Source organism: Halomonas sp. PR-M31 (assembly GCF_001039575.1).
Classification (GTDB): domain Bacteria; phylum Pseudomonadota; class Gammaproteobacteria; order Pseudomonadales; family Halomonadaceae; genus Modicisalibacter.
The window spans coordinates 15,141-42,097 of sequence record NZ_JIBT01000005.1; the positions used below are offsets into that span (position 1 = coordinate 15,141).

Consider the following 26,957-nt stretch of genomic DNA (forward strand, 5'->3'; position numbering starts at 1 on the left):
GCTTTATGTCCTGCCCCCTGCAGTTCAGCGTCGAAGACGCTGGAAAAGCAGGGGATCAGGAATCCTTAATCCAAACGCGCCTGAATACGCTGCTCGAGTTCGTTCTGATCCGCGGCAAAGCGGCGAATGCCTTCCGCCAGCTTGTCGTTGGCCATGGTGTCTTCGTTATGGCCCCAGCGGAATTCGGCTTCGCTCAGGGGCGTCAGGCGCTCGCTGGCCTCCCCCACATCGCTGATCTTGCGCTCTACATTGCCTTTGCTACCGGCCAACTCCTCGAGCAGCGCCGGTGAGATGGTCAGGCGATTACAGCCCGCCAGGGCCAGGATCTGCCCGGTGGTGCGAAAGCTCGCCCCCATGACCACGGTGTCATAACGGTAGTTGCTGGCCACCCGGCAGACATTGCGTACGAACTGGACACCGGGGTCGTCTTCCGGCGCGTACTCCTTGCCGGTCTCTTTCTTGTACCAGTCGGTGACGCGGCCCACGAAGGGCGAGATCAAATGCACACCGGCATCGAAGCAGGCCCGGGCCTGGGCGTCGCTGAACAGCAGCGTGAGATTGCATTGAATGCCTTCGCGTTCCAGCGTCTCCGCAACGCGAATGCCTTCCCAGGTCGAGGCTAGCTTGATCAGCACCCGCTCGGGTTTGATGCCGTGTTGATCGTAGAGCTCGATCAGCTGGTGGGCCTTGGCGATGCTGGTGTCCTTATCAAAAGAGAGCTTTGCGGCTACTTCAGTGGAAACCCGTCCCGGCACGATGCCGGCGATCTCGCTGCCAATGGCCACCGACAGACGATCCACCGCCTGATCGATCCGCGCCTGGGTATCGCTTGTATCGCCTTTTACCTTTGCCAGGGTCTCGTCAATCAGCGCCTGGTGGCCGGGCAGATCGAAGGCCTTCAAGATCAGCGACGGGTTAGTGGTGGCATCCTGAGGCTCGTAGCGGCGAATGGCGTCCAGATCACCGGTATCGGCCACCACCATCGAGTGTTGTTTGAGAGCATCCAGTTGGCTGGACATGAAGAACTCCTTTGACAGGCGTATATAGAAAAATTGCTGAAGGGATGATGCGCATGGTAACGCAACTTCGTGTCCAATCGTCAGCGCGATATCTTGCTCGGCAGCCAGACCCGGACGCATAGACCGCCAAGAGTGGACTCTTCCAGCTGCAGCTGCCCGCCATAGAGCGCGACCAGATCCTCGACGATAGCAAGCCCCAGCCCAGAGCCGGCGCTGGGGCTTGAATCAAAGCCGGTATCGGGGCTCTGATCAAAGCCAGGATCAGCCTCGAGGTGTCGTTCATCGAGCCGAGCGCCGCGCTTTAGCGCTCGTTCCCGCTGCTGCGGATTCATGCCCGGGCCATCGTCATCGATGCTCAGCCATAGACCGTCATTCGCTGCCTGCGTTTTCAGAGCCACCCATGTTTCAGCCCAGCGCAGGGCGTTTTCCAGCAGATTACCCACCAGCTCCTGCAAATCCTGAGGGTCCATGCGCACATTGAACGCCTCGTCGATGTTCTGCTCAAACAGGATGCCCCGGCGCTCCGCCAGGCGTGCCAGCCCCTCGACCACCGGCGCGATGGTCGCTTTCAGCCCGACGCGGCCGCTCAGAAGCGCGCTTCCTGCAGCGGAGGCCCGGGACAGATGATGACGTACCGCCGTATCGATTCGGGCCACTTCTCCCCGCACTTGCTGTCGTGGCGTCTCGGGAAGGCGATCCGCCAGGGTCTTGAGCACGCTGACCGGAGTCTTCAAGGCATGAGCCAGGTTGCCTGCCGCATCGCGGCTTCGGGTAAGCATTCGCTCGTCCCGTTCGAGCACTTCGTTCATGGCCTGAGCCAGTTCCCGGAGTTCACCGGGCAGATGCGTCTCCAGCCGCTTGCGCTCGCCACTTTCGATGGCACGCAGATTGGTATGCAGACGTCGCAGTGGTGCCAGCCCCCAATGAATCTGCAGGGCCAGCCCGACCAGCAGCAGTCCTCCTAACGTCAGAAGCGACAGCCCCAACAGCCACTCGAAGCGGGCCACCTCCGCGTTCAACTCCTCACGGGAGGCCGCCACGCTAACGTGCAGGCGGTGAGGATAGCCCGGCAAACGCACATCGCGCTCGGCTATGCGAAGTGGCTCTCCCCGGGGGCCCTGAGCGTTGCGCAGCGTCTCACCTTGCGCTTGAATCACTGGAAGTCGTTGATCCCACAGCGAGCGGGAAACCAAGGTCGTATCGCGAGTATCGGTCACCTGCCAGTACCAGCCGGAGAACACTCTTGAAAAACGCGGATCGCCCAGATCCAGGGATTCATCGAGCCGGCGACTGATCGGATCCTGTTCGAGCCGCACCAGGATGACCTGCAATAGCGATGACAAGCGCTGATCGAACGACCCGGTGACTGCATCGCGAAAATTGTAGGCAAGCCCTACCCCTGCCAGGGGCAGCACCAATAGCACCAGCACCAAAGACGCCACCATCAGCCGTCGCCGCAGGCTCCAATGCACAACCGGGCCGAGTATGGCTCGCATTAGGCCGGTGTCTCGATGGCCACCAGGCGATAGCCCTGACCTCGCAGGGTTTCGATACGCTCGCTGCCGAGCTTGCGTCGCAGCCGGCTGATCTGCACATCGATGACGTTGGAATCCGGTTCATGGTCACGATCGTAGACGTGCTCGGAAAGCTCACTGCGGCTGACGGTGCGCGGCGCGGCATGCATGAGATAGGCCAGCAAACGCGCTTCCTGGGCTGTCAGATTGATCGGCCGCCCGGCCAGGGTGACGCTGCCGCTGTGGGTGTCGAAAGTCAGTGCGCCGCTACTCAGCACTGGATGAGAATGGCCGTGGCTGCGCCGCACCAGCGCCCGCAGGCGAAACAGCACCTCACCGGTCTCGAAGGGCTTGGTGACATAGTCATCCGCACCGGCGGAGAAGCCTGCGGCCTTGTCGGACCAGCGTTCGCGGGCGGTCAAGATGAGTACCGGCAGATCCAGGCCGTCGTCGCGCCACTGAGAAAGCCAGCGGGTACCATCCCCGTCCGGCAGCCCCAGATCGAGTACTACCGCATCATAGCGCTCGGTGCGCACCAGGAAATCGCCTTCGCTGCCGTTCGGCGCCGTCTCGACGATCAATCCCGCATCTCGCAGTGCTTCACTCAATGCCTGAGCCAAGGCATGGTCGTCTTCTATCAGCAGTACTTTCATTGCCTCCCCTTTTGCGACCGCTTCTTCATTGCCGCTGCATGGCGTCGATATTGACCCCTTCGATGCCGATCAGCTCGCCGTTGGTAGCATCGAACTCGAACTCCACCAGCTGCCCTTGGGGGCCAAGCATCTCCACCTCGTAACCTATCCTGCCATCGTCCCGCTCCACCTCGACCTCTAATACTTCGCCAAGATAATGCGCTTCCAGCCAGTCGAGTACCGAGGAAAGCGCGACCAAACGCCCACTCTGCACCTCATCATGCAGGCCGCGCCAATCATCGTTCGCCCCGGCGGGCAACGTGTCGGCAAGCCATATCAACGCCGTCAATAAAGGCAGCACAAGATAAAGAATTCGCATGGGTAAAGCTTGCCAAGAACAACATGAACGAACGATGAACCAACTCTTCAGCCCCGTGCAAGGTTGATTGGCCTAGAGTGAGCTCATCCGGTATTTGTCCGGTAAATGACTGAAACCAAAAGCATGGAGAATACGATATGAAAACCTTACCACTTCTCATGGTCCCCGTTGCGCTGATCGGCTTCACTTCACCGGTGTGGGCGGATGACGGCCAGGTGGAGCGCTCACAGCTCGAGTCGCTGCTCGACAAGGCGGATGAGTACGGCTTCACTCACTATGAAGAGATCTCGATGGACGATGGCGATCGGCTCGAACTCGAGGGCTGGGGCAAGGATGGCTGGCAGCTTGAGGTGGAGATGACCGTGGAGGATGGCAGCCTGATCGAAGAAAAGCGCCATAAGGATCAAGTGCCGGACTGGGCGCTGAGTGGCGACGAGGTTCGTCAGGCGTTGAACAATGCTTTTGATTCGGATTTGCAACGATTCGAGAAGTTCGAGGTCGATAGGGACGCAAGCATCGAGATCGAGGGTTACGACACACAGAACCAGGAAGTCGAAATGCGCTTGGATGGCAATGACTTCTCGGTCACCGGAGTAGAGAATGACTGAATCGAGCAACAACCGTTCGGACAACGCTGCCTGGCAGGCAGCACGTCAATGGCAGGCACGGGCGCGTCAGGCGCGCCCTACCGCGGATGCCAGCGGCTCCACAAGCAATGGTTCCAAGAGCAACGGATTCAAGCTGATCCTGACCTGGCTGATGTTCGGGGTAGTGATGGTCGTAGGCACCCTGTTCGGCCTGTTTTTTCTGCTGATTGGCTGGCTCATGCTGCCGCTGGTGCGCCATCGCATGAAAAAGCGCATGGAGCAGATGCGGGCCGATCAGGCTCAGGACATTGGCACAGGCTCTGCCCAACCTGAACATCAACGCTCTCATCGCGAACAGCAGGTGCTGGAAGGCGATTACCGGATCAAGCAGTGAATCGATGCTAGTTAATAAAAAGTCAGGTGACTAGGTGTCGGTATCCTTTGTATCCCTCGAGGATGCCGACGAGCCACCTTGCAGGCCAACATCCTGATCCAGACGTAGCGTACGCAGCTCCCTGATCTCTTCTCGCATGGCGCGTATTTCCGCGTGCAGCTCCCCCATCTCCTGATAGACATGGCGTATCATGCGCCGACTCGCCTGGTGCTGGCGTTCGTCCTCGTCGCTTTGATCGTCGATGAACAGCGACCCGACATAGGCCGCGAAGCTACCGAACAAGCCAACCCCGCAAATCATCAAAAGCACTGCAACCACACGCCCGAGCGTGGTGATTGGATAATAGTCGCCGTAGCCTACGGTGGTGACCGTCACGAAAGCCCACCACAGGGCCTCTTCCGCCGTATCGATGGGGCTGTCCGGATTAGGGCTTTCCACTAGCAGAATGGTCATGGAACCGAAGGCCACCAGCAGCAGCGTGGTGGTGGCGGCAGAGGCAAAAATGCCCTTGGCGCGATTGCGAAACATCAGCCGCCATAGCATACGCATCGACTTGATCGCCCGCAGCACACGCAGAATCTGCACGATACGCACCAGCCGCCCCGCCATGAACAGCCCCGCCGGGATACTCGCCAGCAGATCAATCCAGCCCCAGCGCATGAAACGCCGCTTGTTCGGTGCCGCGTAGAAGCGAATACTGAAATCGAGAAAGAAGAATATGCAGACGACAATATCAAGATAGTTGAGGAGCCGGCTCATTTCCGGCGACAAGTTAAAGAATAGATCGGCAATCAAGGCGCCCAGCACATAGAAGGAGAGCACCAGCAGCACGAGCTGGAAAGGCGTAATGTGATCTTTCATGAAAACGATGGGCTTTGATTGAGATACCAGGGCAGAACCTTACGTCATGGCTCTCGGCAAGAAAAGACGCGAATTTCTTGCTTCGATGATGCAAACCTCTCGAAGGTGCCATACTTGGAAGTGGATGAATGCAGTTTTTTCTTGCAGTGATCACGACCGAGGTGGCGTATGCACAATCATAAGATCATCGCCTGCTTTCAACACCCACGATGCCTTTTGTTTCTGGCCCTGCTGAGTTCGTGCGCTTTCGCGGCGCTGCCGGCCAATGCCGAGAAAGCATCTCAGAGTCATCTTCAGGAATACTCCACCGAAGAGCGGGTGGATTACGTACTTGGCTGCATGGCCGCCAACGATCAAAGCTACCTGACCATGCAGAAATGTTCCTGCAGCATCGATGTCATCGCGGAGTTGATGCCTTACGAGGCATATGAAGCGGTCAAAACCATCTTGAGCATGCAGGAGCAGCGAGGAGAGGCAGGCATGCTGTTTCGCACCGAACGCAGCATGCAGGATCGTCTGCGAGCCTTTCGTAGTGCCCAGGCAGAAGCCGATCTGCGCTGTTTTTGAGCTCTTTTCCGAACCCGCACTACTCCCCGCCCGGCCCACCCCGGCGGGTCATCATGCCCTTGGCCGGGCTGTAGGCAATCATTGCAAGCCAAAGCAGTACCAGAGTGGTCGCCAGCACGATCAGCGTCGCTTCAATGTTGAACTGTTCGTATAGCGCGAAGCGAATCATCTCCACCGCATGGGTGAAAGGATTGAACAAGGCGATTCGATAGATCAGCTCGCTGCCCTCCTGTAGGCGCCATAGCGGATAAAGCGCCGAGGACAGAAAGAACATCGGGAAGATCACGAAGTTCATGATGCCGGCGAAGTTCTCCAGCTGACGCACGGCGCTCGACAGCAGCATGCCAAGCGCCCCCACCAGAAAGCCGGTCACAATGAGCGCCGGCAGTATCAGCACATACCCAAGTAAGGGCGCTGCACGCCGTATGCATAGGCGATCGCCAGGAATACATAGACTTGCAGGATGGAAACCAGAGTGCCCGCCAGCAGCTTGCACATCAGCAGATATCCGCGAGGAAAAGGGCTGACCAGCAGCACTCGCATGCTGCCCATCTCCCGGTCGTAGACCATGGACAGCGAACTCTGCATGCCGTTGAAAAGCTGAATCATTCCCACCAGCCCCGGCACGATATAGACCTCGTAGAGAACGTAGGTCTGATAGGGCTCGGTCATGGCCACACCCAAGGCCATACGAAACCCCGCGGCGAACACGAACAACCACACCAGCGGCCTGACCAATGCCGCCACGAAGCGGCTGCGCTGGTGCAAAAAGCGCAGCAGCTCGCGCCCCACCACCCCGCGCAGGCAGTGGCCGTAGGCGGCCAGGTTCATGACGGGACACCTTGAACGAGACGATCATAGGCCTTGCTCAGCGTCGCGACATCCGCCTGGACCAGCATATCCGTCACGCTGCCCTGGGCACGTACCCGACCGCGATGCAGCAGGATCACCCGATCACTCGGATCGACCTCGTCGATGAGATGCGTCGCCCACAGCACTGCCACTCCCTGCTCACGACACAAACGATGAACGTGCTCGACCAGCCCCCGGCGCGAGGCGATATCGAGCCCCACCGTGGGCTCGTCAAGCAGCAGCAGGCGCGGTTCGTGCAGCAACCCTCGTGCAATCTCCACTCGGCGACGCTGCCCCCCGGACAGATGGCGTACCCGGGAATTCAGGCTCTGCTGCACCTCGAGTCGTGCAAGCTGTTCCATGGCGCGCTGCCGAGCGAGCCTGGGCGCCATGCCATGCAAGGCGCCGAAGTACGCAAGATTCTGTTTGACCGTAAGATCCAGATCCAGGGTAGGCTGCTGGAACACCACTCCCATTCGAGCATGAGCCCTATCAGGGTGTTGCTGCAGATCGAATTCCCCGACGCGAATGTTTCCCTGCCGATAGTCGTACAAGCGGGTGATCAGGGAAAAAAGCGTCGTCTTGCCCGCGCCATTGGGGCCTAGCAGCACCGCGAACTCCCCTGCCTTCAAGATAAAGGACACCGCTTCCAGCACCGGACTGCCCTTGTAGCCGAAATTTAGATCCTGTACCTGCAACGCAGTCGCATCCGAGCCCTCGTAGATCGAGGCTCGAGAAACCTGCAGCGGCGCCCTGCCATCGTGACTCACGGCTCGACGATCGCTCCCCAGGGAAAGCGGCCCACGGAGATGGAGCGGATCGCCTTGAAATCGTCCACATCGCCCTCGACATCGATCACCGTGACATCGCCGCTGACGCCGTTGGTGGTGAACAGCCGGCTCTCGTCCGCGTTGAGCGCCAGATGCCAGACCCGCTGACCTACCAGCAGATAGTCGAGCACTTCATAGCTTTGCTGATCCACCACCGCCACCCGATTCGAAGGCCCCAGGGCGACGAAGGCGTAGCGTCCATCCGAGGTCAGTTGCATGCCCACGGCCTGCACCGCTTCCTTGGGCACCCCCTGCACCTCGAAGTCGATGCTGTGGACGACATCAAAGGTGTCCTGCATGTCGATGATTGCTACTTTCCCGGCGATTTCCGCGGAGACCCAGGCCTTGCTGCCATCCTCGGTGAACTCCACATGGCGAGGTCGCGCCCCCACCAGACGATGATAGACCGCCTCCATGGACTCAAGGTCGATGATGTGGGCCATGTTCGAGGTCTCGGAGGTGGCGATCAGCCATTTGCCGTCCGGGCTGACCCCGAGCCCCTCGGGCTCGACGCCCACGGGAATCTGGGTGGCGCGACGGCGCTGCTGATAGTCCAGTACCGAAACGATATTGTCGTCCTCGTTGGATACATAGATGTAGGGCTGGTTGGGGTCGACGCGAATCACCTCCGGGTCCTCGCCGGAGGCCAGGCTGCGCACCACCTTCAATGTCTCGAGGTCGATCATGTCGATGGCCTCGTCGTCTCCAACCGCCACGAACAGCTCGCTGCCATCGTTGCTGAACGCCATGGCCCGGGGGCGTCGCCCGACGTTGATGATCTCGACGACTTCCAAGGTCTCGCCGTCGATCACCGAGACGGTGTTGTCCTTCTCATTGGAGACAAAGATACGCTCCGCCAGGACCGCCGTGGGCAGCAGCAGGAAAACCGCCAGGGTAGCGCTAGAAGCGGTGCGTTTAATTGTTGTTGTTCCTAAAAACGGCATTGGGACTCTCCTTGATCGACGCCTAACGTATCCAACGGTGACACCGGATGCAGATAGCCTTCCTGGGGGGAAACAGACACCACCATGCGCGGCCCGGTGACCAGAATGGGTTGGCGCAGCTGATGGTTCCAGGGGCGATAGCTCACCGGCAGGCCCAGGTAGCCGGCCAGCTCGAACGCCTCGCCGGTCATGTAGTCGCGCAGTGCCTTGGACTCCACTGAGCCGGTGCGGGCCGCCGCCTCCCCGAGAGAGCGTACCGCCAGCCAGGCGGCGAAATCCCGGGGCGTCATCCAGCGTCCTGCCTGCTCCTCGAAACGCCGCTGCAGCTGCACCGCGCCCCAGGATTCATGGGCCCGGTGCCAGGCGGTGGGCGTCAGTCCCTGAGTGCCGGCCACCGGACGAGGCAGCCGGGTCTGGTAGGGAAAGTATTCGCCGAAGTAGTCGTTCTCGTCGGCAATGACCAGCACGTCGTGCTCGGCGAATGCCTGCACAAACACGGGGATTTCCCGCTGAATGGCGTGAAAGCCGCCCTCGGCGCGGCGCGCCATGGGATCGTAGGGCCACGTTGCCTCATCGACGATGTCATGACCGAAACGCTTGGCCGCAGCGCGCTGAGCCTCGACGCGAAGACGATCCTCCTCGGTATTGCCATGCACCAGCGCCCAGCGAGTCCACTGCTTGTAGCCGAGAAACTGGGCCAGGGCATCCGCCAGCATGCGCCGGCTGGGAGTGGTATGAAAAAGATTTTTCCGGCACGCCTCACCGCGCAGGGCATCGTCCGGCGCGGCGGCGTTGAACACCAGCCGATCGCCCAGGGCCGGGTCTTCCATGAGTACCTTCAGCGCCTCTCGCGGCAGACCGCTGACGATCCAGTCGGCGCCCTTCCCGACAAGCCGCTGCAGGCCCTCAGGGACCTCGTCTTTAGAGGCAACGATCGCCTCGACGAGAACGAACTCCTGGCCCAGAAACTGTCCGGCGGTATTGTTATCAGCGATCGCCAGGCGCGCGCCTGAACGCCCTCATCGTCCAGCACCGGATCGAGCACCGACAAGGGCTCCAGGGCAGCGGGCCGTTCGAGCCCAAGATAGCCAATGGTGACGGTGGCACTGTTCTGGTTCTGGTTCTGGTTCTGGGCTTGAGCCTGAAAAGCGCCCAGTAAAGACATCACCAAAAACAGTAAACCAAGCCCCCGGTGTAGAGCGCTCCAGACGATCACAGGACGCTTGCGTCTCGTTTCAGCAAGGCTTTTGACATGGTCCTCAACACGACATGGCATAGATCCCTCCACGCTCTGCGATCGCCTGGCAACGGGTTCACATCTGCGAGCGAATATCTCTCACCATCCGACTCAACGACTCTTCCAGCAAATAGGGTTTTTCGCAGAACGCAGGCAGGGCCTGCTGGCGCATGCGAAAGGTTTGCCGCTCCCAGTAAAGCGCTTCCTGCAGGCGTTCGATGGCGTCTTCGCTGGCAGTCTCCGAGGCGTTTAGTGCCTCAAGCCTGTCGATCATCATCGACATGCGATCCAGCCTTGCCACCTGGGCACGAGCGGCACTGCGTATTATCGCGATGACGCGACTGCGTTCACGATCGATGCGCTCGAAAAGACCGGCAAACAGCAGTGTCAGACGCTGCTCCGGGTTTTGATCTACGCTCTGCTGCCCGCTTGCCACACTCTCGGCAAAACGGCGTACCCGAGCGATGGCAGCATCCCGCGGGGTCTCTCGGGCGGTTGCATACCTCACCACGGCGCCTACTTCTTCATCCTCCCACCACTGCTGCTCCAGTGCATCCGGCGAGGGACCGTCCCAGAGCGAGCCCCAGGCAAGTACAGGGATCAGGCGCTGCTCACATGGCCAGTCCAGGGGTTCGGCGCCGGGGTACTGGGCGTTGGCAATAGAAGGCGGCGCCAGCAAGATCATCAGCAGCAACGTCGCCGATACCTTGACGGGGAAAGCCTTGAGGTAAAGAACCCCGATATGTCAGGGCGTCGATCAGCCACGCTCAGCCTCCTCCGAGATCGCCTCAGGGTCGATGAGCCGACCGTGCTCGTCGAGCAGCGGCACGTCATAGTCGATCAGGATGGCGTTGATGTCCGCCTGGCGGCGCCGGATGAAGTCGTTGAGCCAGTCTCGCCAATGGCTCTCGCCATGACGCACCCCCATGGTGATGCGGTAGGACAGCGGCGCCTCGGTGGTATCATCCACCAGCGGGATGACCTTGAGCGGCGGCTGTTGTCGCCCGGCGTAATGCCCCGCGATGGGTCCCCAGAGCACAGCGCCCTCGGTGACGCCATTGGCCACGTCCTTCACCGCGTCCTTGACCGGTCTTCTCACCCGGGTATCGGTCTGCAGCGCGTAGCTGCGTACACGGGCGCTGGCGCGACGCAGCGGAACCGTCGGCGGGGTTTCGAAGACCACGCCAATCCGCCTGCCGGCAAGCTGGGGTGCATCGAGACTGGCCACGTCGAGTCGCGAAGTCTCCGGCAGCACCAGGGCATAGACGGAGCGATAGTAGGGAATGGTGTTCTGGACGAATCCGTAGCCCGCGGCGACTCCCATCACCAGATCGCAAAGACGGGCGTCCAGGGTATTGCGTATGAACCCCATGACCTGGGGGGCATACACATAGCGCAGAGGAACGTCCAGCTCCTCGGCAATCAGTTCGGCAATGCGGTTCTCGAACCCTTCGCCCCGGCGATTGGTGTAGGGCAGATTGTTGCTGTCGGCGCACACCCGTAAATATTCCCGGGACTCACGCTCCGGTAGATCGGCGTTCGCCACGTTGGCCATTATCCATAGCGTGCCGAGGATGAGTGGCGTCAGCAAACGACCGATTCCCTGCATGGCGTCCTCCAAAGAAGCGATTTTTCAGCCACGATCATTGGCTGACATCACTTCGACTCTTTATTGTTCTCAGCGGTTTTGTCGGCCTTGGCTTGTTCGATCACCTTGGGGCGTCCACGACCCACTTCTTCCGCCCCTCGAGCCTGCATATAACTGTAGATATTCTCGATGTTGCTCAAGACATAGCTGTCACCGGCAAAGGACGGCATGACCTTGCCCGGTTGAATTTGTAGCCCACCGGCGATGACCCTGGCGAACTCGTCAAAGCTACGCTGCTGAGCGCGTTTGATCAGGCTTGGCGCAAAGGAAGATCCCAGGCCATCCGGCCCATGGCAGGCCATGCAGGAGCGGGTGTAGGCGATGTAACCGTCATAGGTGCCCTGATCGACCTTGCCATCGATAACGGTATAGTCCCCGGGTTCGGAGCCTTCTTTTGCCGCCGGCGCGGCTGACACGCTCGTCATGCCGAAAAACAGCACGACGCCTATGGCACCTATGACAAGAGAGTGTCTTGGCATCTTGTTCAAAGCCATACAGTGAGTCTCCTTCGACAAACCGGTCTTCTCACCGAGCAACGGCCATCGCGAGTGGATGACTCACTCACCGGCCTAACAAGCCAGCATGCCGGTGAGTGAGTTCATGCCTCATGCGTCCGGCAAGGCGAACACCGTCAGCACGCCACCAAGCTCGGTGTAATCCTCGAGGGCGGCAAAGGCACTGACCGCTCCCAGCCCTTCCTCAGGATCTTCGAGACCCGCCGCCAGACCAATACCCGCCCAGCCACCGACCCCGGACAGCACGCCCAGGTACTGCTTGCCCTGATGCTGGAAAGTATTGATGTTGCCGATGATTCCTGAGGGTGTCTTGAAGCTCCACATCTCCTCACCGGTATCGATGTTCACCGCCTTCACATGGCCTTCCAGAGTGCCATAGAATGCCAGCCCGCCTGCCGTGGCCAGGGCACCGCTCCAGACCGCGAAGCGCTCGTTGGTTTCCCAGACGACTTCACCCTTGACCGGGTCCCAGGCGATGAAGCTGCCCATGCGTCCCTTGTTGTCCTCGTCCTGCACCGGTGCGGGCATCATGGTGAGGGTAGCGCCGACATAGGGTTGACCCGCCACGTACTCGGCCTCGTAAGGCTCGTAGTTCATGCAGATGCGGTTGATGCCGGCATAGAGCAGACCGGTCTCCGGGGAGTAGGCGCTGGGCTGCATGTTCTTGGCGCCCATGGCGGTAGGACAGATATCCGTGGTGTTGACGTTGACCCCCTGGCGGAAGGTGCTGAACTCCTCGTTGACCACCGGCCGACCAGTGTCCATGTCATAGTGGCTCGCCCAGTTGGTTTCCGGAGCAAATTTCTCGGCGACAAGAAGCTCGCCGGTTTCACGATCGAGCAGGAAGCCGAAGCCGGTACGATCGATGATCGCCAGGCCTTTTCGCTGTTTACCGTCGATCTCCACATCGATCAGCTGGTTCTCGTTGACACCGTCATAGTCCCACTCATCGAAAGGCACCTTCTGATAAACCCATTTCACCTCGCCGGTGTTGGGATCCCGGGCAAATACCGTGATTGCCCACTTGTTGTCCGCGGGTTCGCCATCCACGGTGCGCTGTTCCGGGTTCCAGCTGCCTGGGTTACCGGAGCCGTAGTAGATCAGATCGAGTTCAGGGTCGTAGGTGACCCAACCCCAGGGCGCGCCACCGCCGCGCTTCCATTCACCTTCCGGCCAGGTGCTTACGCCCAGATCCGCCTCGCCGATGGGCTCGCCCATCATCAGGGTCTTTTGCGGATCGAGCAGTACATCGCTGTCGGGGCCGTTGGAGTATCCACGCCAGACTCTTTCTCCCGACTCGACGTTGTAGGCGGTCATGTGACCGCGCACCCCGAACTCGCCTCCGCTGATACCCATCACGACCTTGTCGTGTACCACGAGCGGCGACATGGTATTGCTCTCACCCTTGGTATGATCGCCGTTGGAGGCTTCCCAAAGCAGCTCGCCGGATTCCGAATCCAGAGCGACCAGGGTGTTGTTGGCTAGGCCCAGGAACAGGCGACCGTCCGCATAGGCGAGACCGCGATTGACGGTATCGCAACACATGACGGGAATGACCCGAGGATCCTGATCCGGTTCATAGGTCCAGACGATACGACCCTGATCTTCCAGGTCGAGGGCAAATACCTTATTGGGGAAGGGGGTGTGGATATACAGACGACCGTCGCCAACATACAGCGGGCCACCTTCATGACCGCGCAGCACTCCGGTCGAGAATTGCCACAGAGGGCGCAGGTCGTTGATGGTGTCGCGGTTGATCTGGTCGAGCTTGCTGTAGCGATTGCCTTGATAGTTGCCGAGCTGGGTGGCCCAGAGCTCGGGGTTGTTCTGTAATTCAAGCTGATTGTCGTTGGCTTGAAGTGTGGTAGCGGCCAAGAGCCCTATGGTCGCAATGACATATTTCATCTCCTTTAGCATGACGTCATCTCCGGGGTGGGGGTCTCACCACGGGCTATTCCCTGCTCGCAGCAAGCTTGTCGTTGTTATTACTTTCCAGCAGCACCTTATAAGGTCTAGCACAGGATGCGAGATTGCATAGGAGAAGCGAGGCGTATTTCGAACCTTTCAAAGAGGGCAACGAAATTGATCATCGAGACAACGCTGCGTCACGCTCTAGCAACCTGTTGCTTTATAACTGCTTTGAGGTCCGACGAGATAAACCTGCGCAATCGTTGGAATACGGCATTGCGGCTATTAGACCTAGGTCGCAATGCAACTATTGGCTAGAGTGCTTTACTGAAGAGGTGTAAAATCATCAGTTGTAAGCTCCACCCCTCAATGATCGGAGAACAACCATGTGGACCAAGCCGTCATACATCGATCTGCGCCTTGGCTTCGAGGTCACCCTCTATATCGCCAATCGCTGATTTCAGTTTGTCATTGAAAACGCTCCGATCATCGGAGCGTTTTGTTTTGCCCGTGAGAGGATTTAATGCAGATTCTGGTGTTGGGTTCGGCGGCAGGCGGTGGCTTTCCACAATGGAACTGTAACTGCCGCAACTGTCTTGGCTTGCGCGATGGCAGCCTGACGGCTCAGGCGCGCACCCAGTCCTCCATCGCCGTCAGCAGCGACGGTGAGCGCTGGCTTCTGTGCAACGCATCTCCGGATATTCGCGCCCAGATCGGTGCCAGTCCCGAGCTGCATCCCAAACGAACGCCTCGGGATAGCGGCATCGGCGGTGTATTGCTCATGGATGGCCAAATCGATCATACCTCCGGCTTGCTGTCCCTGCGGGAAGGCTGTCCGTTGGATGTCTGGTGCACCCCCAATGTGCATCAGGATCTGAGCACCGGCTTTCCGCTCTTTCCCATGCTGGAACACTGGCAGGGCGGGCTGCACTGGCAGCCCATCCAAGTGGATGCGGCCCACGCCACCGCGACCTTCTCGGTGCCGGTCTGCCCGGGGCTGACCTTCACCGCGGTCGCTCTGCACAGCAATGCCCCGCCCTATTCACCCCGGCGCGGTTCCCCTACGCCTGGGGACAACATCGGCCTGTACATCGAAGATACCCGCAGCGGCCGCTCGCTGTTCTATGCGCCGGGACTGGGCAAGCCGGATGATGAGCTGCGCGGCTGGCTCAAGCGCGCCGACTGCGTGCTGGCGGACGGCACCCTATGGCAGGACGACGAGCTGCAACGAGCCGGGGTCGGCCAAGCTACCGGGCAGGACATGGGCCATCTGGCGCTGTCTGGAGAAAACGGGCTGCTGAGCGAACTCGAGCGTCTACCCAAAAGCACTCGACGCATCCTGATTCATATCAACAACACCAATCCGATTCTCGACGAGAAATCGAGAGAGCGGGCAGAACTCGATGCTCGCAACATCGAGATTGCCTTTGATGGACTGCGCTTCGAGCCTTGAAACATGCCCCTTGAATCATCTCCTTTGAATCAAGAGACATGAACTTGAAGTGCAGCGTAAGCGTCATAATGTACGACCCATGCCAAGGATGGCTTAAACTTCAAGGAGACCGCTTTCATGCCATCGAATGCATCGCCTTTCGCCACGCCCCTCGCCGCGCCTTTTGCCGCATCAGGTGATACAGCGGACAAGGCACTCGATCGCGACGCCTTTCATGAGGCGCTGCTAGCCAAGGGCGACTACTACCATATTCATCACCCCTATCAGGTGGACATGGCCGAAGGCCGCGCAACCCCGGAGCAGATTCGCGGCTGGGTGGCCAATCGTTTCTACTATCAGATCAACATCCCGCTCAAGGACGCGGCGCTGCTGGCCAACTGTCCGGATGCCTCAGCTCGCCGGCGCTGGATTCAGCGGCTGCTGGACCATGATGGCCACGCCGAGGATGGCGGCGGCATCGAGGCCTGGCTGGCCCTTGGCGAGGCGGTGGGATTGAGTCGCGAGGCGCTATGGTCCCAGGAGCACGTGCTGCCCGGGGTGCGCTTCGCCGTGGATGCCTATGTCAACTTCGTGCGCCGCGCCGACTGGCGCGAGGGGGCGATCTCGTCGCTGACAGAACTCTTCGCGCCCCAGGCCCATCGCAGCCGCCTGGACACCTGGCCGACCCACTACCCCTGGATCGATCCGGCGGCTACGCCTATTTTCGCAAGCGCCTGGGAGAGGCCCGGCGCGACGTGGATCATGGCCTGGAACTGGCGCTAGAGCTTTGCACCACCCAGGCAACTCAGCAGCGCGCCCTGGACATTCTGCAGTTCAAGCTCGACGTGCTGTGGAGCATGCTCGACGCCATGACCCTGGCCTATCAGCTCGACCGAGCGCCCTATCACACGGTCACTGACAAGCGCGTCTATCATCGGGGGCTCGCATGAACCCGACCACCGTCTACCGTCTGCGTCCGGGCTGGCGTCTGCAGTGGGAAGAAGCCCAGCAGCGCCACGTGCTGCTCTATCCTGAAGGGATGGTGCAACTCAACGAGAGCGCCGGCGCCATCCTGACCTTGCTCGACGGCGAGCGGGACGTGACGGCACTGATCGACGAACTGCAGCGCCGCTTTCCCCAGGCGCCACGAGAGGAGATGAGCGCGGACGTGGAAGAGTTCCTGCAAGACGCCGCCAACCAGGGCTGGATTCGTCATGACTGAACCCGTGCCCACTCCGCCACCCGCCGGTCAGGGCGCGCCGCTGTGGCTGCTGGCAGAGCTGACCTACCGCTGTCCGCTGCAGTGCTCCTACTGCTCCAACCCGCTGGACTTTGCCGCCCGGCAGGACGAATTGAGCACCGATGAGTGGTTCGACGTACTGCGCCAGGCCCGGGCCATGGGGGCAGTGCAGCTCGGGTTTTCCGGCGGCGAGCCTTTGGTGCGCAAGGATCTGGAAGCTCTGGTAGCCGAGGCCCGCCGGCTGGGATTCTATACCAACCTGATCACCTCCGGGCTGGGGCTTGATGAGGCCCGGATCGACGCCCTGCGCGAGGCAGGCCTCGATCATATCCAGATCAGCTTGCAGGCGGCGGATGCGGACGTTGCCGCGGCGGTGGCGGGTTCACCCAAGCTCACGCCAAGAAGCTGGCCATGGCCAGGGCAGTCAAGGCCGCGGGCTACCCCATGGTGCTCAACGTGGTGCTGCATCGGCACAACATCGATCAGATCGACGACATCATCGCCCTGTGCGCGGAGCTTGGCGCGGACGCGGTGGAGCTGGCCAACTGCCAGCTCTACGGCTGGGCGCAGCTCAATCGGGCCGGGCTGTTGCCGAGCCGCGAACAGCTGGACGCTGCCGAGGCCACCACTGCCCGCTGGCGGAAGCGCCTCGCGGCCAGGGGCCAGGACATGCGCCTGCTGTTTGTGGTGCCGGACTACTACGCCGAGCGCCCCAAGGCCTGTATGGGGGGCTGGGGGTCGATCTTCATGACCGTGGCCCCGGACGGGGCGGTGCTGCCTTGCCATAGTGCGCGCATTCTGCCGATGACGTTTCCTACGGTACGCAAGCAGTCGCTCAAGACGATCTGGTATCAAAGCGCTGCGTTCAACCGCTATCGCGGCGAGGACTGGATGCCCTCCCCCTGTCGCGACTGCGACGAGCGCCACAAGGATTTCGGCGGCTGTCGCTGCCAGGCCTACCTGCTCACCGGAGATGCCAGCGCCACGGACCCGGTGTGCGATCTGTCCCCGGATCATCATCTGATCGAAGCCGCTCGGGAAGAAGCCGCCCAGGACCAGCGCTCAGTTCATGAGCTGACGCTACGCAATGTCCGCGAATCCCGGGTTTTCTGTCGCGAGTGACGCCCTGTGACTGATCGGGGCGAGGTACCGGGCCTGCCATCGGGAAGCCGTATGGCGAAGCGTCGGCTCGCCAACGGCCTGCGCATGCAGGCTATTGAAGCGCCCACCGCTCGGCAGGTACGTCTGGTCTGCGCCATCGGCGTGGGTTATCTCGATGAGCCTGAAAACCTGCCAGGGCTTGCCCATCTGCTCGAACATGCCCTGTTCCTGGGTTCGTCTCGCCACCCGGAGCCGGGGGATTTCGCTGCCTGGGTGAATGATCAGGGCGGGCGGTACAACGCCCATACGGATGAGTACGCCACGGACGTGCACCTGACCCTACCGCCAGATGAGTCGCAGGCAGGCCTCGAACGGCTGCTCGACATCGTTCTGCACCCTCTTCTGAGCGAGACGCACATTGCCCGGGAAGTCGAGGTGATCGAAGCGGAATATCAGGCGCGGCTGAATGATCCCGCGCTGCATCGCCAACGCGCCCTGTCGCGTCTTTTCAAGGCGTCCCATCCCGCCTTTGACTGTCATCATGGCAATCGTCAGAGCCTGGGATCGGACATCTCCGCACTGCGTTGTGCGCTTCGCGACTTTCACGCCTGCCATTATCGCGCCGAGGGCCTGAGTCTTGTGATGCTGGGGCCTCAGTCTCTGACACGGCAGCTCGATCTGCTAACGGCAGCCGCCGCTGGGATTCCTGCCGAGACCGGCACCGCGCCTACTCGAACCTGGCCCTGGGCGGAACCCGGTTGGATACAGTGGTCCCTGCTCAAGCATCAGCCGCCTGCCAACCCCCTGCTGGAATTGATCTGGCCGTTGCCGGACCCACTGACACCTGCCCAGCGTCAGATCAGTGAACGGCTGGTCCAGGTACTCAAAGACGGCGCACTCGCTACTACCCTTGCCCAGCATGATGCCATCCACGATATGGCGCTTTGTCTTGTGGCGGACGGCGGTGCTCCCTTTCTATTGCTGAGCCTGACGTTGAGTGCGTCGGGACATCGACAGCGTGACTCCCTGATCGCCACCTGCCAGGCCTGGGTCGAGGATGTCGCTACCCGGCTGACGATGGGTGACGCTTCAGGGCAACCCGGTTCGCTGATCCACAACCTCGATACCTGGCCCAAGACGCTGGCTCGGCGCCTGGCCGTCGATGCGCGAACGCTTTCGATGACCGGGGAAACATCGGACGCGAATGCGTCACTGGACGACCAGGCAATCAAGACGCTGGCGCCCATGTTGACGGCCAAGTGCTGTCGGATTCTGGAAGCGCTACCTGACTTGGCGCAAGCTGACACAATACCTGAGACAGGCACCCGGCTGCGCCATCGCCCGCCGCTGGTATTCGACTCAGCCTGGCGCTCTACAATCCTGCCTTCTCGATCGGCGCCATCGATTCCACGCCGGGCTCTGCTTGCTGACGACAGCCTTGCCGCATCGGGTTTGATCCTCGACAACGAAAAGCTTGCGCTATGGTGGGATGGCGAACCCGTCTGTAAAAATGCGTTCTGGTGCCTGGGCTGGCCGGCGTCGGCCACTCATCAGGCGGCGCGGCTGGCATGCTGGCGGCAAAATACGCTGGCCTTGCGTCAGGCTGCGCTAGCGCACGGAATAGCGCTTACGCTCGAGGGCGATACGCGCGGCGACTGGCTGATGGCAACGGGCGATGCGGAGCGGCTGGAATCAGCCCTTGTTCAGACATTGCATCTTTGGCCATCTCGACAGCCTGCCGGAATCAGCACGCCGTTGCCGACTTCCAGCGAAGGGTTGCTGGCTCAGCGGCTGTTGAATCTTCTGGATAGCCAGCCCACCGTCCGGCAGAAAAACGATGCACGAACGCTAGTCTGGGCCGGGGGAACGTTGAGCGACGCCGAGGCCCGGGCGGGCTGTCAGCGGCTGTTGGCGTCTTGCGAAAACGTCTTTGCGAACTTGGCATCTGAGGTCGATATCTGCGCGTCCACGTCATCACCGGCCGCCACGACAAGCCGATCAACCATCGTCAAAGATTGGCCGATCCACCGGCTTACGCCTCAAGGCGATGACGCGGCGGTCATGCTGCAGATCGACGCACCGGACGCCAGCCCCATCAGCCAAGCGCTGTTTCAGCTGCTGGCCCAGTGCCACGACGCGGCGTTTCATCATGAAATGCGCCAGCGCCAGAAGCTCGGCTATGTGGCGGCGGTGCGCTATCGCGAGGCCCCGGATGGCTGGCCGCGGCTTGGCTACGTGGTGCAATCTCCCCATGCTGGCAGTGAAGCGCTATGCGAAACGGTGAATGCCTTCCTGAAGACCCAGGGTGTGGCGTTAGCCTGTTTGGACAGTACCACTTTCGACAGACGACGCACCGCCTTGAGCACCCGATGGAGCCGCCCCGAAACGCCAGGGGAGGCGCTGATGCGAGCCTGGCAGGGGGTGCGAAGACGCGGAGATTGGAAGCCCTGGGAAACAGAGCAGGCGGCATTGACAGCGCTAAGCGGTGAACGCTTGACGAGACTGGCGCAGGATCTTGTCGAAGGCAGGCTTGCTGGGCAGTGGTGGGTCCACCGTCCAAGAACCTGCTCTTCATGATCACTTTTGAAGATTAAAAAAACCAGCAGCCTCAAATCACTCCTCACGGCTGGCCTTGGCGGCCGCCTGTCGGGTCTCTTCTTGGCTGCGCTCGCCCTTATCCTCACCCTGTTCATCGTCGTTCTGAGTAGGGCTGTCTTTGTTGTAGTCATCCTCTTCACTGTCGATCTGGCGCAGGTTCGACGAGGAAGAGAAATTCTTGTCGTTGAGTTCCTGCATGATCTTGCGCAGCTTGCGACGCTGGCGAAAAGACGACAGTCGCTTGGTATCCCAGCTGTTCGGAGTCAGCGAACGAAAGTCTTCATCAGTGAACAGCTCGAAGCTGCGCTCGGCGCCGATGGGCATGTCTTCCGGGCCATAGACCCCGATCAATCGAATGGTCAGATGCTTGAACGTCAACTCCCCTTGCGGGCGGTGGCCGTCCATCTTGATGCCTTCGTCTCTCGCCAGCCGCTCGAGCAAATTAGAGAAGGTACCGACGTGAAGAAAATCTCCGGATCCAAGCGGCCCCTGGCGCGTATTTTCTCTTACCGTGCCCAGAGAGGATGAATGCTGCTGCTTCTCTTCGTCACCCTCTTCGTATTCCTGATCGAAATCGGTGACATCCATGGTGATGGTGCCTTCCGAGGTTTCAAGCTCCGCGATGATGTACTCGATGAAGATCGACTCGGCGCTCATGTTGCTGACGATGCACAAAGCGTCGATATCCTTTCTCTTGCCGCGGTTGATGATCAATCTTGGACGGCGCTGACGACTAAAACCGAGATACAAAAGCTGAGCGTACCCCAGCCAGACGAGCAAAACGCCAAGATTGGTAAAGAAGGTCAGTACCTTCGCGTTCTGTGATATCCACTCGATCATGCGACTACGTTCCTTGTTCTTTTAAACGCCGATGGCTGCGATTTCCCAAATTGCCATTAGGAAATAATGCCAGTGAGAATAACGCAGTCACACCAACGGGTCTTTATCTTGTGACAAGGAATAAGAAAGACGAAGCGCAGAACGAAAGAGGCCGAGACGCAGTGCCCCGGCCAATGCACAGGTTTCAGCTCAACAAGAACAGCCCTCCGATAAAGGCGATCGCCCCACCCAGGGCGCGGCTCCACAGGGAGCTGCGCGTCTTGAGAAAGCCGCCCAGCGCCTTGCCGCCGTAGGCGATACCTAGAGTCGCAACGGAAAAGCCGATCAAATACATCAGCACTGAAGCGCCCGCGGGGAGTTCACTGGCGTGGGCAGCGCCGTGGAACAGCATGAACCCGACTACCAGCATCGTGCCCAGCGCTCTGGATAGGTGGGTAAAGGTGGCAATGAGGATACCTACCAGCAGTACCGACAAGGCAATGCCGGTTTCGACACCGGTAAGATTCATGCCGGCCCAGGCAAGCCCCGCTCCTAGCCACATGCCCCCTAGCACCATTAGCGGAGTAAAGCGGCGTTGATACCCGCCCTGCATGACGCCCCAGACACCCACGGCCAGCATGGCCAGTAGATGATCTAGCCCCAGCAGCGGGTGCAAGAAGCCTTGCAGGAACCCGGCATGCGGGCCGATATGCCCTGGATGCGCCAGAGCGCTGCCAGCGCCCAACAGCAGCAGCGGCGCCAGACTCAAAGCGATGCAACGTGAACGGTGATGGGACATGACGTCCTCCTTCCTTGATGGTCATGGTGGTGAAAAGAAGACTGGCCAATGGCCCGGTCTCCAGATTCGTTTAATACTTGCGCGTATCCGGCAGTCCAACTCCCATCAGTTCCTGACGCGCATGGCGCCAGGCAGCGGTCATGGCCTGCTGCACCGCGGCGGTCCGCGGTCCTAGAATGCGCACCAGCACGCCTGCTTCGCCGGGCAGCACGCTGGCACCGGCCAGCACCTCCGGCTGCTGAGCTGCCTCGTGCAAGGCGTCCGCCAAGACAGCCGGAGGCATCTGCCGGGTGAGTACATACAGGCTGCCCTGCACCGAGAAGTTGCCAAACAGCCCGGCGCCATCGACTCGCTGGCGGCTCGGCTGCAGCACGAGATTGTCGTCGAAAAGCGTGCGGGATTCGCGGCGGGCTCGAAGCTGACTGCTGATGATCTCGAACTCGAAACGCTCGCCTCGCGCCAGCCGTCCGGCGCTGAGAACGTCTCCGAAAATGAGCGTTGCCTCTGGATGCACGTCAAGCTGGGTGTGCTGCCATAGCCGCGCCCCGGGATGCGGTATCAAAGGCTCCGGCAGCCACTCGACGAAGGCACCGGACTCGAGGGCCAGCTCGGTGCGCTGCACCGCGTAGTCATGACGCATGCCGTGAATCTTGGTGGCAGACGTGTTGGTAACGTGTAGCTGGGCCCCTTCCTTGACGGTTACCAGAGTCGCCAGCCGATCGCCTTGTACCAACGCATCACTGCCGGACATGAGATAGAGAAACGCCATGCCGGGCAATTGCTCGTCCAGGTAGAGGGCGCCATTGGCATACATGGGCGGTCGAGCATAGGCCTGAGTCAGCCGGGTGATCTGCTTGTGCAGCTCGAAGGTGGCCTTGAGCATACCGTTCTTGCCGCTTTGACCGATACCCAACTGCGGCACGGTACTGGCAAACCCGGCCATCTCGGCACCGGCCTGCCATTCGTCGAGCATTTCAGTCGAGGAAAAGGACGTCACGGCGCAGGATTCCTATGATGTCGTCGAGGCCTTCACCGGCGTGGCAGTTAGTGAATAAAAACGGCCGCTCACCCCGGGCGGTGAGGCTGTCCCGGCGCATCACCTCGAGATCCGCGTTCACGTATGGCGCCAGATCGGTCTTGTTGATCACCAGCAGGTCCGAACGCACGGTGCCAGGACCGCGTTTGCGCGGAATTTTGTCCCCGGCGGCCACATCGATGACGAAGATGAAATAATCCGCCAGGGCCGGGCTGAAGGTCAGGGTCAGATTGTCGCCGCCGCTCTCGATCAACAATAGATCCGCATCGGGAAAGCGGTTTTCCAACTCCTCGCAGGCCACCAGATTCATGCTCGGATCTTCCCGCACGGCAGTATGAGGACAGGCACCAGTTTCCACGCCAACAATACGCTCTGCGGGCAGAATGCCCTCCAGGGTGCGCCGCACATGCTCCGCATCTTCCTTGGTGACAATATCGTTGGTGATGACGATAGGATTGATGCGCTGGGCTATCAGCTTGGGCACCAGCGCCTCGATCAGACTGGTCTTGCCGGAGCCGACCGGGCCGCCGACTCCGATCCGTGGAATGCGTTGTGTCATCGCTGTCTCCTTCAGCTGGCAAATAATCTGACGTGATCGCGCTCGTGATGCATGGACATGATCTCCGCCTGGGGGCTCAAGGAATGCATGTCTCTCAAATGCTTGAGCGGTATCCTGTCAATGAGCTCGACGAGGGTCGGAGCCAAGGCCGTAAGCACCGCCTGAGCCTGGGCGTGATCGAAAGGCAGCAGCCGCATGGCGGCACTCACGAAGCTGGTGGCGAAGGCGTTGGCCTCCATGAGCAGCAAGGCCTGTAGGGGCACACCGAGTACCGCCCCGACCGCCCCGGTCATGGCGGAGTTGTGACCCGGCGTATGGCCGGCTCTCACCTCGCTAGCCAGCGCTTCTAGCGGCAAATCCTGGGTTTGCGCCGCCATCAGGGCGATCAGACGCCCCCCGCTGCGCCTGGAGCTCTCCCGCAACTCGCGACATAGCTTTGTTGCCTCCAGGGCCGCATCCGCCTCCCGCACTTTCGCGCCGTCGTTTTGTGACGCCCCCTGCCAGGCCCAGGCAGTGGCGATCAGATCCGAGGTGGCAAGCTGTTCTCTCAGCAGATCCTCGAGCAGATTCTGCACGTCTTCGGCCTTTTTCACCCGTCCTGAAATGGCATAGGCCTCCAGCGCATTGGACTGGGTATAGAGCCCGGTGGGAAACGCTGAATCCGCCAGGCGCAGGGTGGCGAGATAGGCGGCGGCCGGCAGCTCGAGATCGCTCACGCCGTCCCCGCCGCGCCATGATGATGGTGAGCATGGCCATGATCATGCGTGTGCTCATGGCCCTGTTCGGTTTCCACATGCTCATGACTTGGCGCCGTGGCGGGCAGCCCCATTTCCGGCGTGGCCTCGGTGAAATGCCACTGCACCCCGGGCAGGTTACGCGCGCGCATCATGGCCTCCATGATGCTGATATCCGCGATCACCGGTACATAGACCCGCTGGCCATGGGCCTTGATCGGCCAGTGCTGGTTGCCCAGGGCATGCCCCAGCTCCAGCGCCAGCTCAATGGTGCTGGTGGCGTCTTCCTGATTGTTGATATCGCATACCATGACCTGACGCCCCTCCACCTCGACGAGGATCATGCGTCGGGCCGTGTCGTCCAGCAGCAGCACGTCACCATCTGCCAACGCCTGATCTCGCGCAAGCGTGATACCCAGCGTCGTGTCCTGATCCGTTATCGCACGCAGGCGGCTTTTCTGCGCCGTCCACATGTCCAGGCGTACCCGCTCGACCTGACCGGCGGTGCCCCACTGACGAAAGCTTTGCGCCAGCTTCTCATCCGTGTGGATGTTGCCGATTACATCCGTAATCCGTTGCATGCTTGCAAGTCCTTTGTTCCATCAAGAAGCGCTGAATAAATTGAGCGCCTCAAACGCAGCGCAGTGATTGGGACACGCCAATATTTATCACTCAGAAGAGGAAATAGCGCTGAGTCAGCGGTAGCTCCTTTACTGCCGGGGCCGTAGCCACCTCGCCGTCCACCCGCACTTCAAAGGTGTCCGGGTCCACTTCGACCTTGGGGGTTTCGCCGTTGAGCATCATGTCTTTCTTGGCCAGCCGCCGGGTGTCGCCCACGGCAATGGCCATCTTGCTGAGTCCTAGCGCTTCCGGCACACCCTCGTCCTTAGCGGCCTGGGACAGAAACACCGCCGACGTTCGTGCGGCGGCCAGGCCATGAGCGCCGAACATGGGCCGCATCTTGACCGGTTCCGGAGGCGGAATGGAGCGCCCGGATCACCGTGCAGGCCGAAATTCATCAGTCCACCCTTGATCACCGTAGTCGGCTTGACGCCGAACCAGCGTATCGGCCACAGCACCAGATCTGCCATGCGTCCGGGCTTGAGCGAGCCCACGGTGTGCTCTACCCCCTGGGCGATGGCCGGGTTCAAAGTCATCTTGGCCAGATAGCGCATCAGGCGGAAGTTGTCGTTACCTGGGGCATCCTCCGGCAACTGGCCGCGCACTGCCTTCATCTTGTGGGCGGTTTGAATTAGGCGGGTAAAGGTTTCGCCGATGCGGCCCATGGCCAAGGCATCGGAGCTGTAGATGGAGAGCGCGCCAATATCGTGTAGCACATCCTCCGCCGCCATGGTCTCGGCGCGAATGCGACTTTGCGCCATGGCGATGTCTTCCGGATTGGAATGCTTCAAGTGGTGAGCCATGACGATCATGCCCAGGGACTCGGCGGTGGTGTTGTGGCTGTAGGGCCGAGTCGGATTAGTGGAAGACGGTAGGACGTTTTTCATGCCCGCCATGGCCAGCATGTCCGGTGCATGGCCACCTCCGGCGCCTTCGGTATGAAACGTATGAATGGTGCGCCCGTTGATGGCGGCGATGGTGTCCTGCACGAACCCGGATTCGTTGAGGGTATCGGTATGGATCATGGTCTGCACATCGAAATCGTCGCTGACTCGCAGACAGGTATCGATGGCGTTGGGCGTGGTACCCCAGTCCTCATGAAGTTTGAGGCCGCAGGCTCCGGCCTTGAGCTGTTCGATGATGGCCGCTTCGCGGCTGGTATTGGCTTTGGCGAAAAAGCCCATGTTGACCGGCATTTGGTCCGTGGCCTCCAGCATGCGCTGCATGTTTCAAGGCCCCGGGGTGCAGGTGGTGCCCCGGGAGCCGGTAACATGACCGGTACCGCCGCCGAATAGAGTCGTCACACCGTTGGCCAGACCGTGCCAAATCATCTCCGGGACCACGTAGTGCACGTGGGCGTCGATCATCCCCGGGGTCACCAGAAACTCCGAGCCGTCGATGACCTCGGTGCCGGCGCCGACGATGATATCCACGTTGTCCATGATGTCTGGGTTGCCTGCCTTGCCCAAACAGACGATACGCCCGTCCTTGATGCCGATATCCGCCTTGATTACGCCGTAGCTGGGATCGAGCACCACGGTGTGATTGATCACCAGATCCACTGCCCCTTCGGCGTTGGTGTGCTGACTCTGGCCCATGCCGTCGCGCATGCTTTTGCCAGCGCCGTATTTGAGCTCGTCACCGCCGGCGTAGTGCAGATCCTTTTCGATCTCGATAACCAGGTTGGTATCTGCCAAGCGAATCTTGTCCCCCACCGTGGGGCCGAACATGCCGCCATAGCTTTCACGCTTGATCTGCATCGTCAGGCTCCCTTGAATCCTTGTTGTTGCGCCTTTTTGAGCGCTGCTTCCTTGGCACCATCCTCATCCAGCGGACCGTTGACCAGTCCGGCGAAGCCCATGGCGATGCGTTTGCCTACATAGGGCACCAGCTCGATGTCCTTCTCGTCGCCGGGTTCGAAGCGCACCGTTGCCGCGGAAGGGGCGTTCATACGTTGGCCCCAGGCTTTTTCGCGATCGAAATCGAGCATGCGATTGGCTTCGAAGAAGTGATAGTGCGAGCCTACCTGGACCGGGCGGTCGCCGGTATTCTTGACGGTCAACTTGGTGACCGGACGCCCTTCGTTGAGTTCGACCGGGTCGCTGGCGAAAATGAACGGGGTTTTCATGGC

General features: G+C 60.5%; 28 protein-coding genes and 3 pseudogenes. 9 read left to right on the forward strand and 22 right to left on the reverse strand.

The window, feature by feature from the left end:
• Positions 1–65: 65 nt before the first annotated feature.
• The 4 genes from tal to CH74_RS02165 all read right to left on the reverse strand — a co-directional run bounded on the left by tal (position 66) and on the right by CH74_RS02165 (position 3,544).
• Positions 66–1,019 carry a transaldolase gene (gene tal / locus CH74_RS02150; protein ID WP_048305834.1) on the reverse strand — a complete coding sequence of 318 codons (954 nt, stop codon included), beginning with the start codon at positions 1,017–1,019 and terminating at the stop codon, positions 66–68.
• A gap of 80 nt (positions 1,020–1,099) precedes the next feature.
• Positions 1,100–2,515, reverse strand: a complete 1,416-nt coding sequence (locus tag CH74_RS02155; RefSeq protein ID WP_156181309.1) for a HAMP domain-containing sensor histidine kinase — start codon at positions 2,513–2,515, stop codon at positions 1,100–1,102.
• The gene (locus CH74_RS02160) at positions 2,515–3,186 is read right to left on the reverse strand and encodes a response regulator transcription factor (protein ID WP_048305835.1); all 672 of its coding nucleotides are present in this window, start codon (positions 3,184–3,186) and stop codon (positions 2,515–2,517) included. The genes CH74_RS02155 and CH74_RS02160 overlap by 1 nt, the downstream gene beginning before the upstream one ends.
• A gap of 25 nt (positions 3,187–3,211) precedes the next feature.
• Complete coding sequence (locus CH74_RS02165; RefSeq protein ID WP_048305836.1) at positions 3,212–3,544, reverse strand: PepSY domain-containing protein; 333 nt, start codon at positions 3,542–3,544, stop codon at positions 3,212–3,214.
• A 137-nt stretch (positions 3,545–3,681) separates the two neighbouring features.
• Between CH74_RS02165 and CH74_RS02170 the strand changes: the two genes are divergently transcribed.
• Positions 3,682–4,152: a PepSY domain-containing protein gene (locus tag CH74_RS02170; RefSeq protein ID WP_048305837.1), complete on the forward strand. Its 471-nt coding sequence runs from the start codon at positions 3,682–3,684 to the stop codon at positions 4,150–4,152.
• Positions 4,145–4,525 carry a hypothetical protein gene (locus tag CH74_RS02175; RefSeq protein ID WP_048305838.1) on the forward strand — a complete coding sequence of 127 codons (381 nt, stop codon included), beginning with the start codon at positions 4,145–4,147 and terminating at the stop codon, positions 4,523–4,525. The genes CH74_RS02170 and CH74_RS02175 overlap by 8 nt, the downstream gene beginning before the upstream one ends.
• Positions 4,526–4,555: 30 nt before the next feature.
• Here CH74_RS02175 and CH74_RS02180 read toward each other — a convergent pair whose 3' ends face one another.
• On the reverse strand, positions 4,556–5,386 hold the full coding sequence (locus CH74_RS02180) for an ion transporter (RefSeq protein WP_048305839.1): 831 nt from the start codon (positions 5,384–5,386) through the stop codon (positions 4,556–4,558).
• Positions 5,387–5,554: 168 nt separating this feature from the next.
• Here CH74_RS02180 and CH74_RS02185 point away from each other — a divergent pair, with 168 nt between their 5' ends.
• Positions 5,555–5,953: a hypothetical protein gene (locus CH74_RS02185; protein WP_048305840.1), complete on the forward strand. Its 399-nt coding sequence runs from the start codon at positions 5,555–5,557 to the stop codon at positions 5,951–5,953.
• Positions 5,954–5,972: 19 nt separating this feature from the next.
• Here CH74_RS02185 and CH74_RS19905 read toward each other — a convergent pair whose 3' ends face one another.
• From CH74_RS19905 to CH74_RS02225, 9 genes are all read right to left on the reverse strand, one after another.
• Positions 5,973–6,326, reverse strand: a complete 354-nt coding sequence (locus CH74_RS19905; RefSeq protein ID WP_253272904.1) for an ABC transporter permease — start codon at positions 6,324–6,326, stop codon at positions 5,973–5,975.
• 17 nt (positions 6,327–6,343) lie between these two features.
• Positions 6,344–6,784 (reverse strand): ABC transporter permease, encoded by a 441-nt coding sequence (locus CH74_RS19910; protein ID WP_253272905.1) that lies wholly within the window; start codon positions 6,782–6,784, stop codon positions 6,344–6,346.
• Positions 6,781–7,575: an ATP-binding cassette domain-containing protein gene (locus CH74_RS02195; protein ID WP_253272906.1), complete on the reverse strand. Its 795-nt coding sequence runs from the start codon at positions 7,573–7,575 to the stop codon at positions 6,781–6,783. The genes CH74_RS19910 and CH74_RS02195 overlap by 4 nt, the downstream gene beginning before the upstream one ends.
• A complete protein-coding gene (locus CH74_RS02200; RefSeq protein WP_082140255.1) occupies positions 7,572–8,579 on the reverse strand; it encodes a PQQ-dependent catabolism-associated beta-propeller protein in 1,008 nt (335 codons plus the stop codon). Before CH74_RS02200 ends, CH74_RS02195 begins: the two co-directional genes overlap by 4 nt.
• Complete coding sequence (locus CH74_RS02205; protein ID WP_156181311.1) at positions 8,567–9,580, reverse strand: ABC transporter substrate-binding protein; 1,014 nt, start codon at positions 9,578–9,580, stop codon at positions 8,567–8,569. Before CH74_RS02205 ends, CH74_RS02200 begins: the two co-directional genes overlap by 13 nt.
• A gap of 312 nt (positions 9,581–9,892) precedes the next feature.
• The gene (locus CH74_RS02210) at positions 9,893–10,510 is read right to left on the reverse strand and encodes a hypothetical protein (RefSeq protein ID WP_048305841.1); all 618 of its coding nucleotides are present in this window, start codon (positions 10,508–10,510) and stop codon (positions 9,893–9,895) included.
• A gap of 63 nt (positions 10,511–10,573) precedes the next feature.
• A complete protein-coding gene (locus tag CH74_RS02215; protein ID WP_048305842.1) occupies positions 10,574–11,425 on the reverse strand; it encodes a quinoprotein dehydrogenase-associated putative ABC transporter substrate-binding protein in 852 nt (283 codons plus the stop codon).
• A 47-nt stretch (positions 11,426–11,472) separates the two neighbouring features.
• Positions 11,473–11,958, reverse strand: a complete 486-nt coding sequence (locus CH74_RS02220) for a cytochrome c (RefSeq protein ID WP_216594691.1) — start codon at positions 11,956–11,958, stop codon at positions 11,473–11,475.
• A gap of 111 nt (positions 11,959–12,069) precedes the next feature.
• Complete coding sequence (locus CH74_RS02225; RefSeq protein ID WP_048305843.1) at positions 12,070–13,896, reverse strand: methanol/ethanol family PQQ-dependent dehydrogenase; 1,827 nt, start codon at positions 13,894–13,896, stop codon at positions 12,070–12,072.
• A 377-nt stretch (positions 13,897–14,273) separates the two neighbouring features.
• Between CH74_RS02225 and pqqA the strand changes: the two genes are divergently transcribed.
• The 6 genes and pseudogenes from pqqA (at position 14,274) to CH74_RS02250 (ending at position 20,237) form a co-directional block, all read left to right on the forward strand.
• The gene (gene pqqA / locus CH74_RS18075; RefSeq protein WP_082140259.1) at positions 14,274–14,345 is read left to right on the forward strand and encodes a pyrroloquinoline quinone precursor peptide PqqA; all 72 of its coding nucleotides are present in this window, start codon (positions 14,274–14,276) and stop codon (positions 14,343–14,345) included.
• A 65-nt stretch (positions 14,346–14,410) separates the two neighbouring features.
• On the forward strand, positions 14,411–15,340 hold the full coding sequence (pqqB, locus tag CH74_RS02230) for a pyrroloquinoline quinone biosynthesis protein PqqB (protein WP_048305844.1): 930 nt from the start codon (positions 14,411–14,413) through the stop codon (positions 15,338–15,340).
• Between the two features lie 117 nt (positions 15,341–15,457).
• A pseudogene (gene pqqC / locus CH74_RS02235) lies at positions 15,458–16,269 on the forward strand (pyrroloquinoline-quinone synthase PqqC).
• Positions 16,266–16,541, forward strand: a complete 276-nt coding sequence (pqqD, locus tag CH74_RS02240; protein ID WP_048305845.1) for a pyrroloquinoline quinone biosynthesis peptide chaperone PqqD — start codon at positions 16,266–16,268, stop codon at positions 16,539–16,541. The pseudogene pqqC and the gene pqqD overlap by 4 nt, the downstream one beginning before the upstream one ends.
• A pseudogene (pqqE, locus tag CH74_RS02245) lies at positions 16,534–17,681 on the forward strand (pyrroloquinoline quinone biosynthesis protein PqqE). Before pqqD ends, pqqE begins: the two are co-directional and overlap by 8 nt.
• A gap of 51 nt (positions 17,682–17,732) precedes the next feature.
• Positions 17,733–20,237: an insulinase family protein gene (locus CH74_RS02250; RefSeq protein WP_048305846.1), complete on the forward strand. Its 2,505-nt coding sequence runs from the start codon at positions 17,733–17,735 to the stop codon at positions 20,235–20,237.
• Positions 20,238–20,273: 36 nt separating this feature from the next.
• On the opposite strand, the gene CH74_RS02255 is transcribed toward CH74_RS02250, so the two are convergent.
• From CH74_RS02255 to CH74_RS02290, 8 genes and pseudogenes are all read right to left on the reverse strand, one after another.
• A complete protein-coding gene (locus CH74_RS02255; protein ID WP_253272907.1) occupies positions 20,274–21,098 on the reverse strand; it encodes a hypothetical protein in 825 nt (274 codons plus the stop codon).
• 184 nt (positions 21,099–21,282) lie between these two features.
• On the reverse strand, positions 21,283–21,876 hold the full coding sequence (locus CH74_RS02260) for a HupE/UreJ family protein (RefSeq protein ID WP_048305847.1): 594 nt from the start codon (positions 21,874–21,876) through the stop codon (positions 21,283–21,285).
• 70 nt (positions 21,877–21,946) lie between these two features.
• A complete protein-coding gene (locus CH74_RS02265; RefSeq protein ID WP_156181313.1) occupies positions 21,947–22,873 on the reverse strand; it encodes an urease accessory protein UreD in 927 nt (308 codons plus the stop codon).
• The gene (gene ureG / locus CH74_RS02270; protein WP_048305849.1) at positions 22,851–23,471 is read right to left on the reverse strand and encodes an urease accessory protein UreG; all 621 of its coding nucleotides are present in this window, start codon (positions 23,469–23,471) and stop codon (positions 22,851–22,853) included. Before ureG ends, CH74_RS02265 begins: the two co-directional genes overlap by 23 nt.
• Positions 23,472–23,482: 11 nt before the next feature.
• Entirely contained in the window at positions 23,483–24,187 is a 705-nt protein-coding gene (locus CH74_RS02275) for an urease accessory protein UreF (protein ID WP_048305850.1), read from the reverse strand.
• The gene (locus tag CH74_RS02280) at positions 24,184–24,786 is read right to left on the reverse strand and encodes a hypothetical protein (protein ID WP_053070597.1); all 603 of its coding nucleotides are present in this window, start codon (positions 24,784–24,786) and stop codon (positions 24,184–24,186) included. Before CH74_RS02280 ends, CH74_RS02275 begins: the two co-directional genes overlap by 4 nt.
• A gap of 91 nt (positions 24,787–24,877) precedes the next feature.
• Positions 24,878–26,586, reverse strand: a pseudogene (gene ureC / locus CH74_RS02285) (urease subunit alpha).
• Between the two features lie 2 nt (positions 26,587–26,588).
• Positions 26,589–26,954 (reverse strand): urease subunit beta, encoded by a 366-nt coding sequence (locus CH74_RS02290; protein ID WP_048305851.1) that lies wholly within the window; start codon positions 26,952–26,954, stop codon positions 26,589–26,591.
• Positions 26,955–26,957: the final 3 nt, after the last annotated feature.

Excerpts from the sequence above, each read along its gene's own strand:
- tal (WP_048305834.1), bottom strand. The coding sequence starts at position 1,019 with ATGTCCAGCCAACTGGATGCTCTCAAACAACACTCGATGGTGGTGGCC.
- CH74_RS02215 (WP_048305842.1), bottom strand. The coding sequence starts at position 11,425 with ATGCAGGGAATCGGTCGTTTGCTGACGCCACTCATCCTCGGCACGCTA.
- CH74_RS02160 (WP_048305835.1), bottom strand. The coding sequence starts at position 3,186 with ATGAAAGTACTGCTGATAGAAGACGACCATGCCTTGGCTCAGGCATTG.
- CH74_RS19910 (WP_253272905.1), bottom strand. The coding sequence starts at position 6,784 with ATGAACCTGGCCGCCTACGGCCACTGCCTGCGCGGGGTGGTGGGGCGC.
- CH74_RS02255 (WP_253272907.1), bottom strand. The coding sequence starts at position 21,098 with ATGATCGAGTGGATATCACAGAACGCGAAGGTACTGACCTTCTTTACC.
- CH74_RS02250 (WP_048305846.1), top strand. The coding sequence starts at position 17,733 with ATGGCGAAGCGTCGGCTCGCCAACGGCCTGCGCATGCAGGCTATTGAA.
- CH74_RS02225 (WP_048305843.1), bottom strand. The coding sequence starts at position 13,896 with ATGCTAAAGGAGATGAAATATGTCATTGCGACCATAGGGCTCTTGGCC.
- CH74_RS02290 (WP_048305851.1), bottom strand. The coding sequence starts at position 26,954 with ATGAAAACCCCGTTCATTTTCGCCAGCGACCCGGTCGAACTCAACGAA.
- CH74_RS02170 (WP_048305837.1), top strand. The coding sequence starts at position 3,682 with ATGAAAACCTTACCACTTCTCATGGTCCCCGTTGCGCTGATCGGCTTC.
- CH74_RS02155 (WP_156181309.1), bottom strand. The coding sequence starts at position 2,515 with ATGCGAGCCATACTCGGCCCGGTTGTGCATTGGAGCCTGCGGCGACGG.
- CH74_RS02165 (WP_048305836.1), bottom strand. The coding sequence starts at position 3,544 with ATGCGAATTCTTTATCTTGTGCTGCCTTTATTGACGGCGTTGATATGG.
- CH74_RS02185 (WP_048305840.1), top strand. The coding sequence starts at position 5,555 with ATGCACAATCATAAGATCATCGCCTGCTTTCAACACCCACGATGCCTT.
- CH74_RS02200 (WP_082140255.1), bottom strand. The coding sequence starts at position 8,579 with ATGCCGTTTTTAGGAACAACAACAATTAAACGCACCGCTTCTAGCGCT.
- pqqB (WP_048305844.1), top strand. The coding sequence starts at position 14,411 with ATGCAGATTCTGGTGTTGGGTTCGGCGGCAGGCGGTGGCTTTCCACAA.
- CH74_RS02220 (WP_216594691.1), bottom strand. The coding sequence starts at position 11,958 with ATGGCTTTGAACAAGATGCCAAGACACTCTCTTGTCATAGGTGCCATA.
- CH74_RS02175 (WP_048305838.1), top strand. The coding sequence starts at position 4,145 with ATGACTGAATCGAGCAACAACCGTTCGGACAACGCTGCCTGGCAGGCA.
- CH74_RS02180 (WP_048305839.1), bottom strand. The coding sequence starts at position 5,386 with ATGAAAGATCACATTACGCCTTTCCAGCTCGTGCTGCTGGTGCTCTCC.
- pqqD (WP_048305845.1), top strand. The coding sequence starts at position 16,266 with ATGAACCCGACCACCGTCTACCGTCTGCGTCCGGGCTGGCGTCTGCAG.
- CH74_RS02260 (WP_048305847.1), bottom strand. The coding sequence starts at position 21,876 with ATGTCCCATCACCGTTCACGTTGCATCGCTTTGAGTCTGGCGCCGCTG.
- ureG (WP_048305849.1), bottom strand. The coding sequence starts at position 23,471 with ATGACACAACGCATTCCACGGATCGGAGTCGGCGGCCCGGTCGGCTCC.
- CH74_RS02280 (WP_053070597.1), bottom strand. The coding sequence starts at position 24,786 with ATGCAACGGATTACGGATGTAATCGGCAACATCCACACGGATGAGAAG.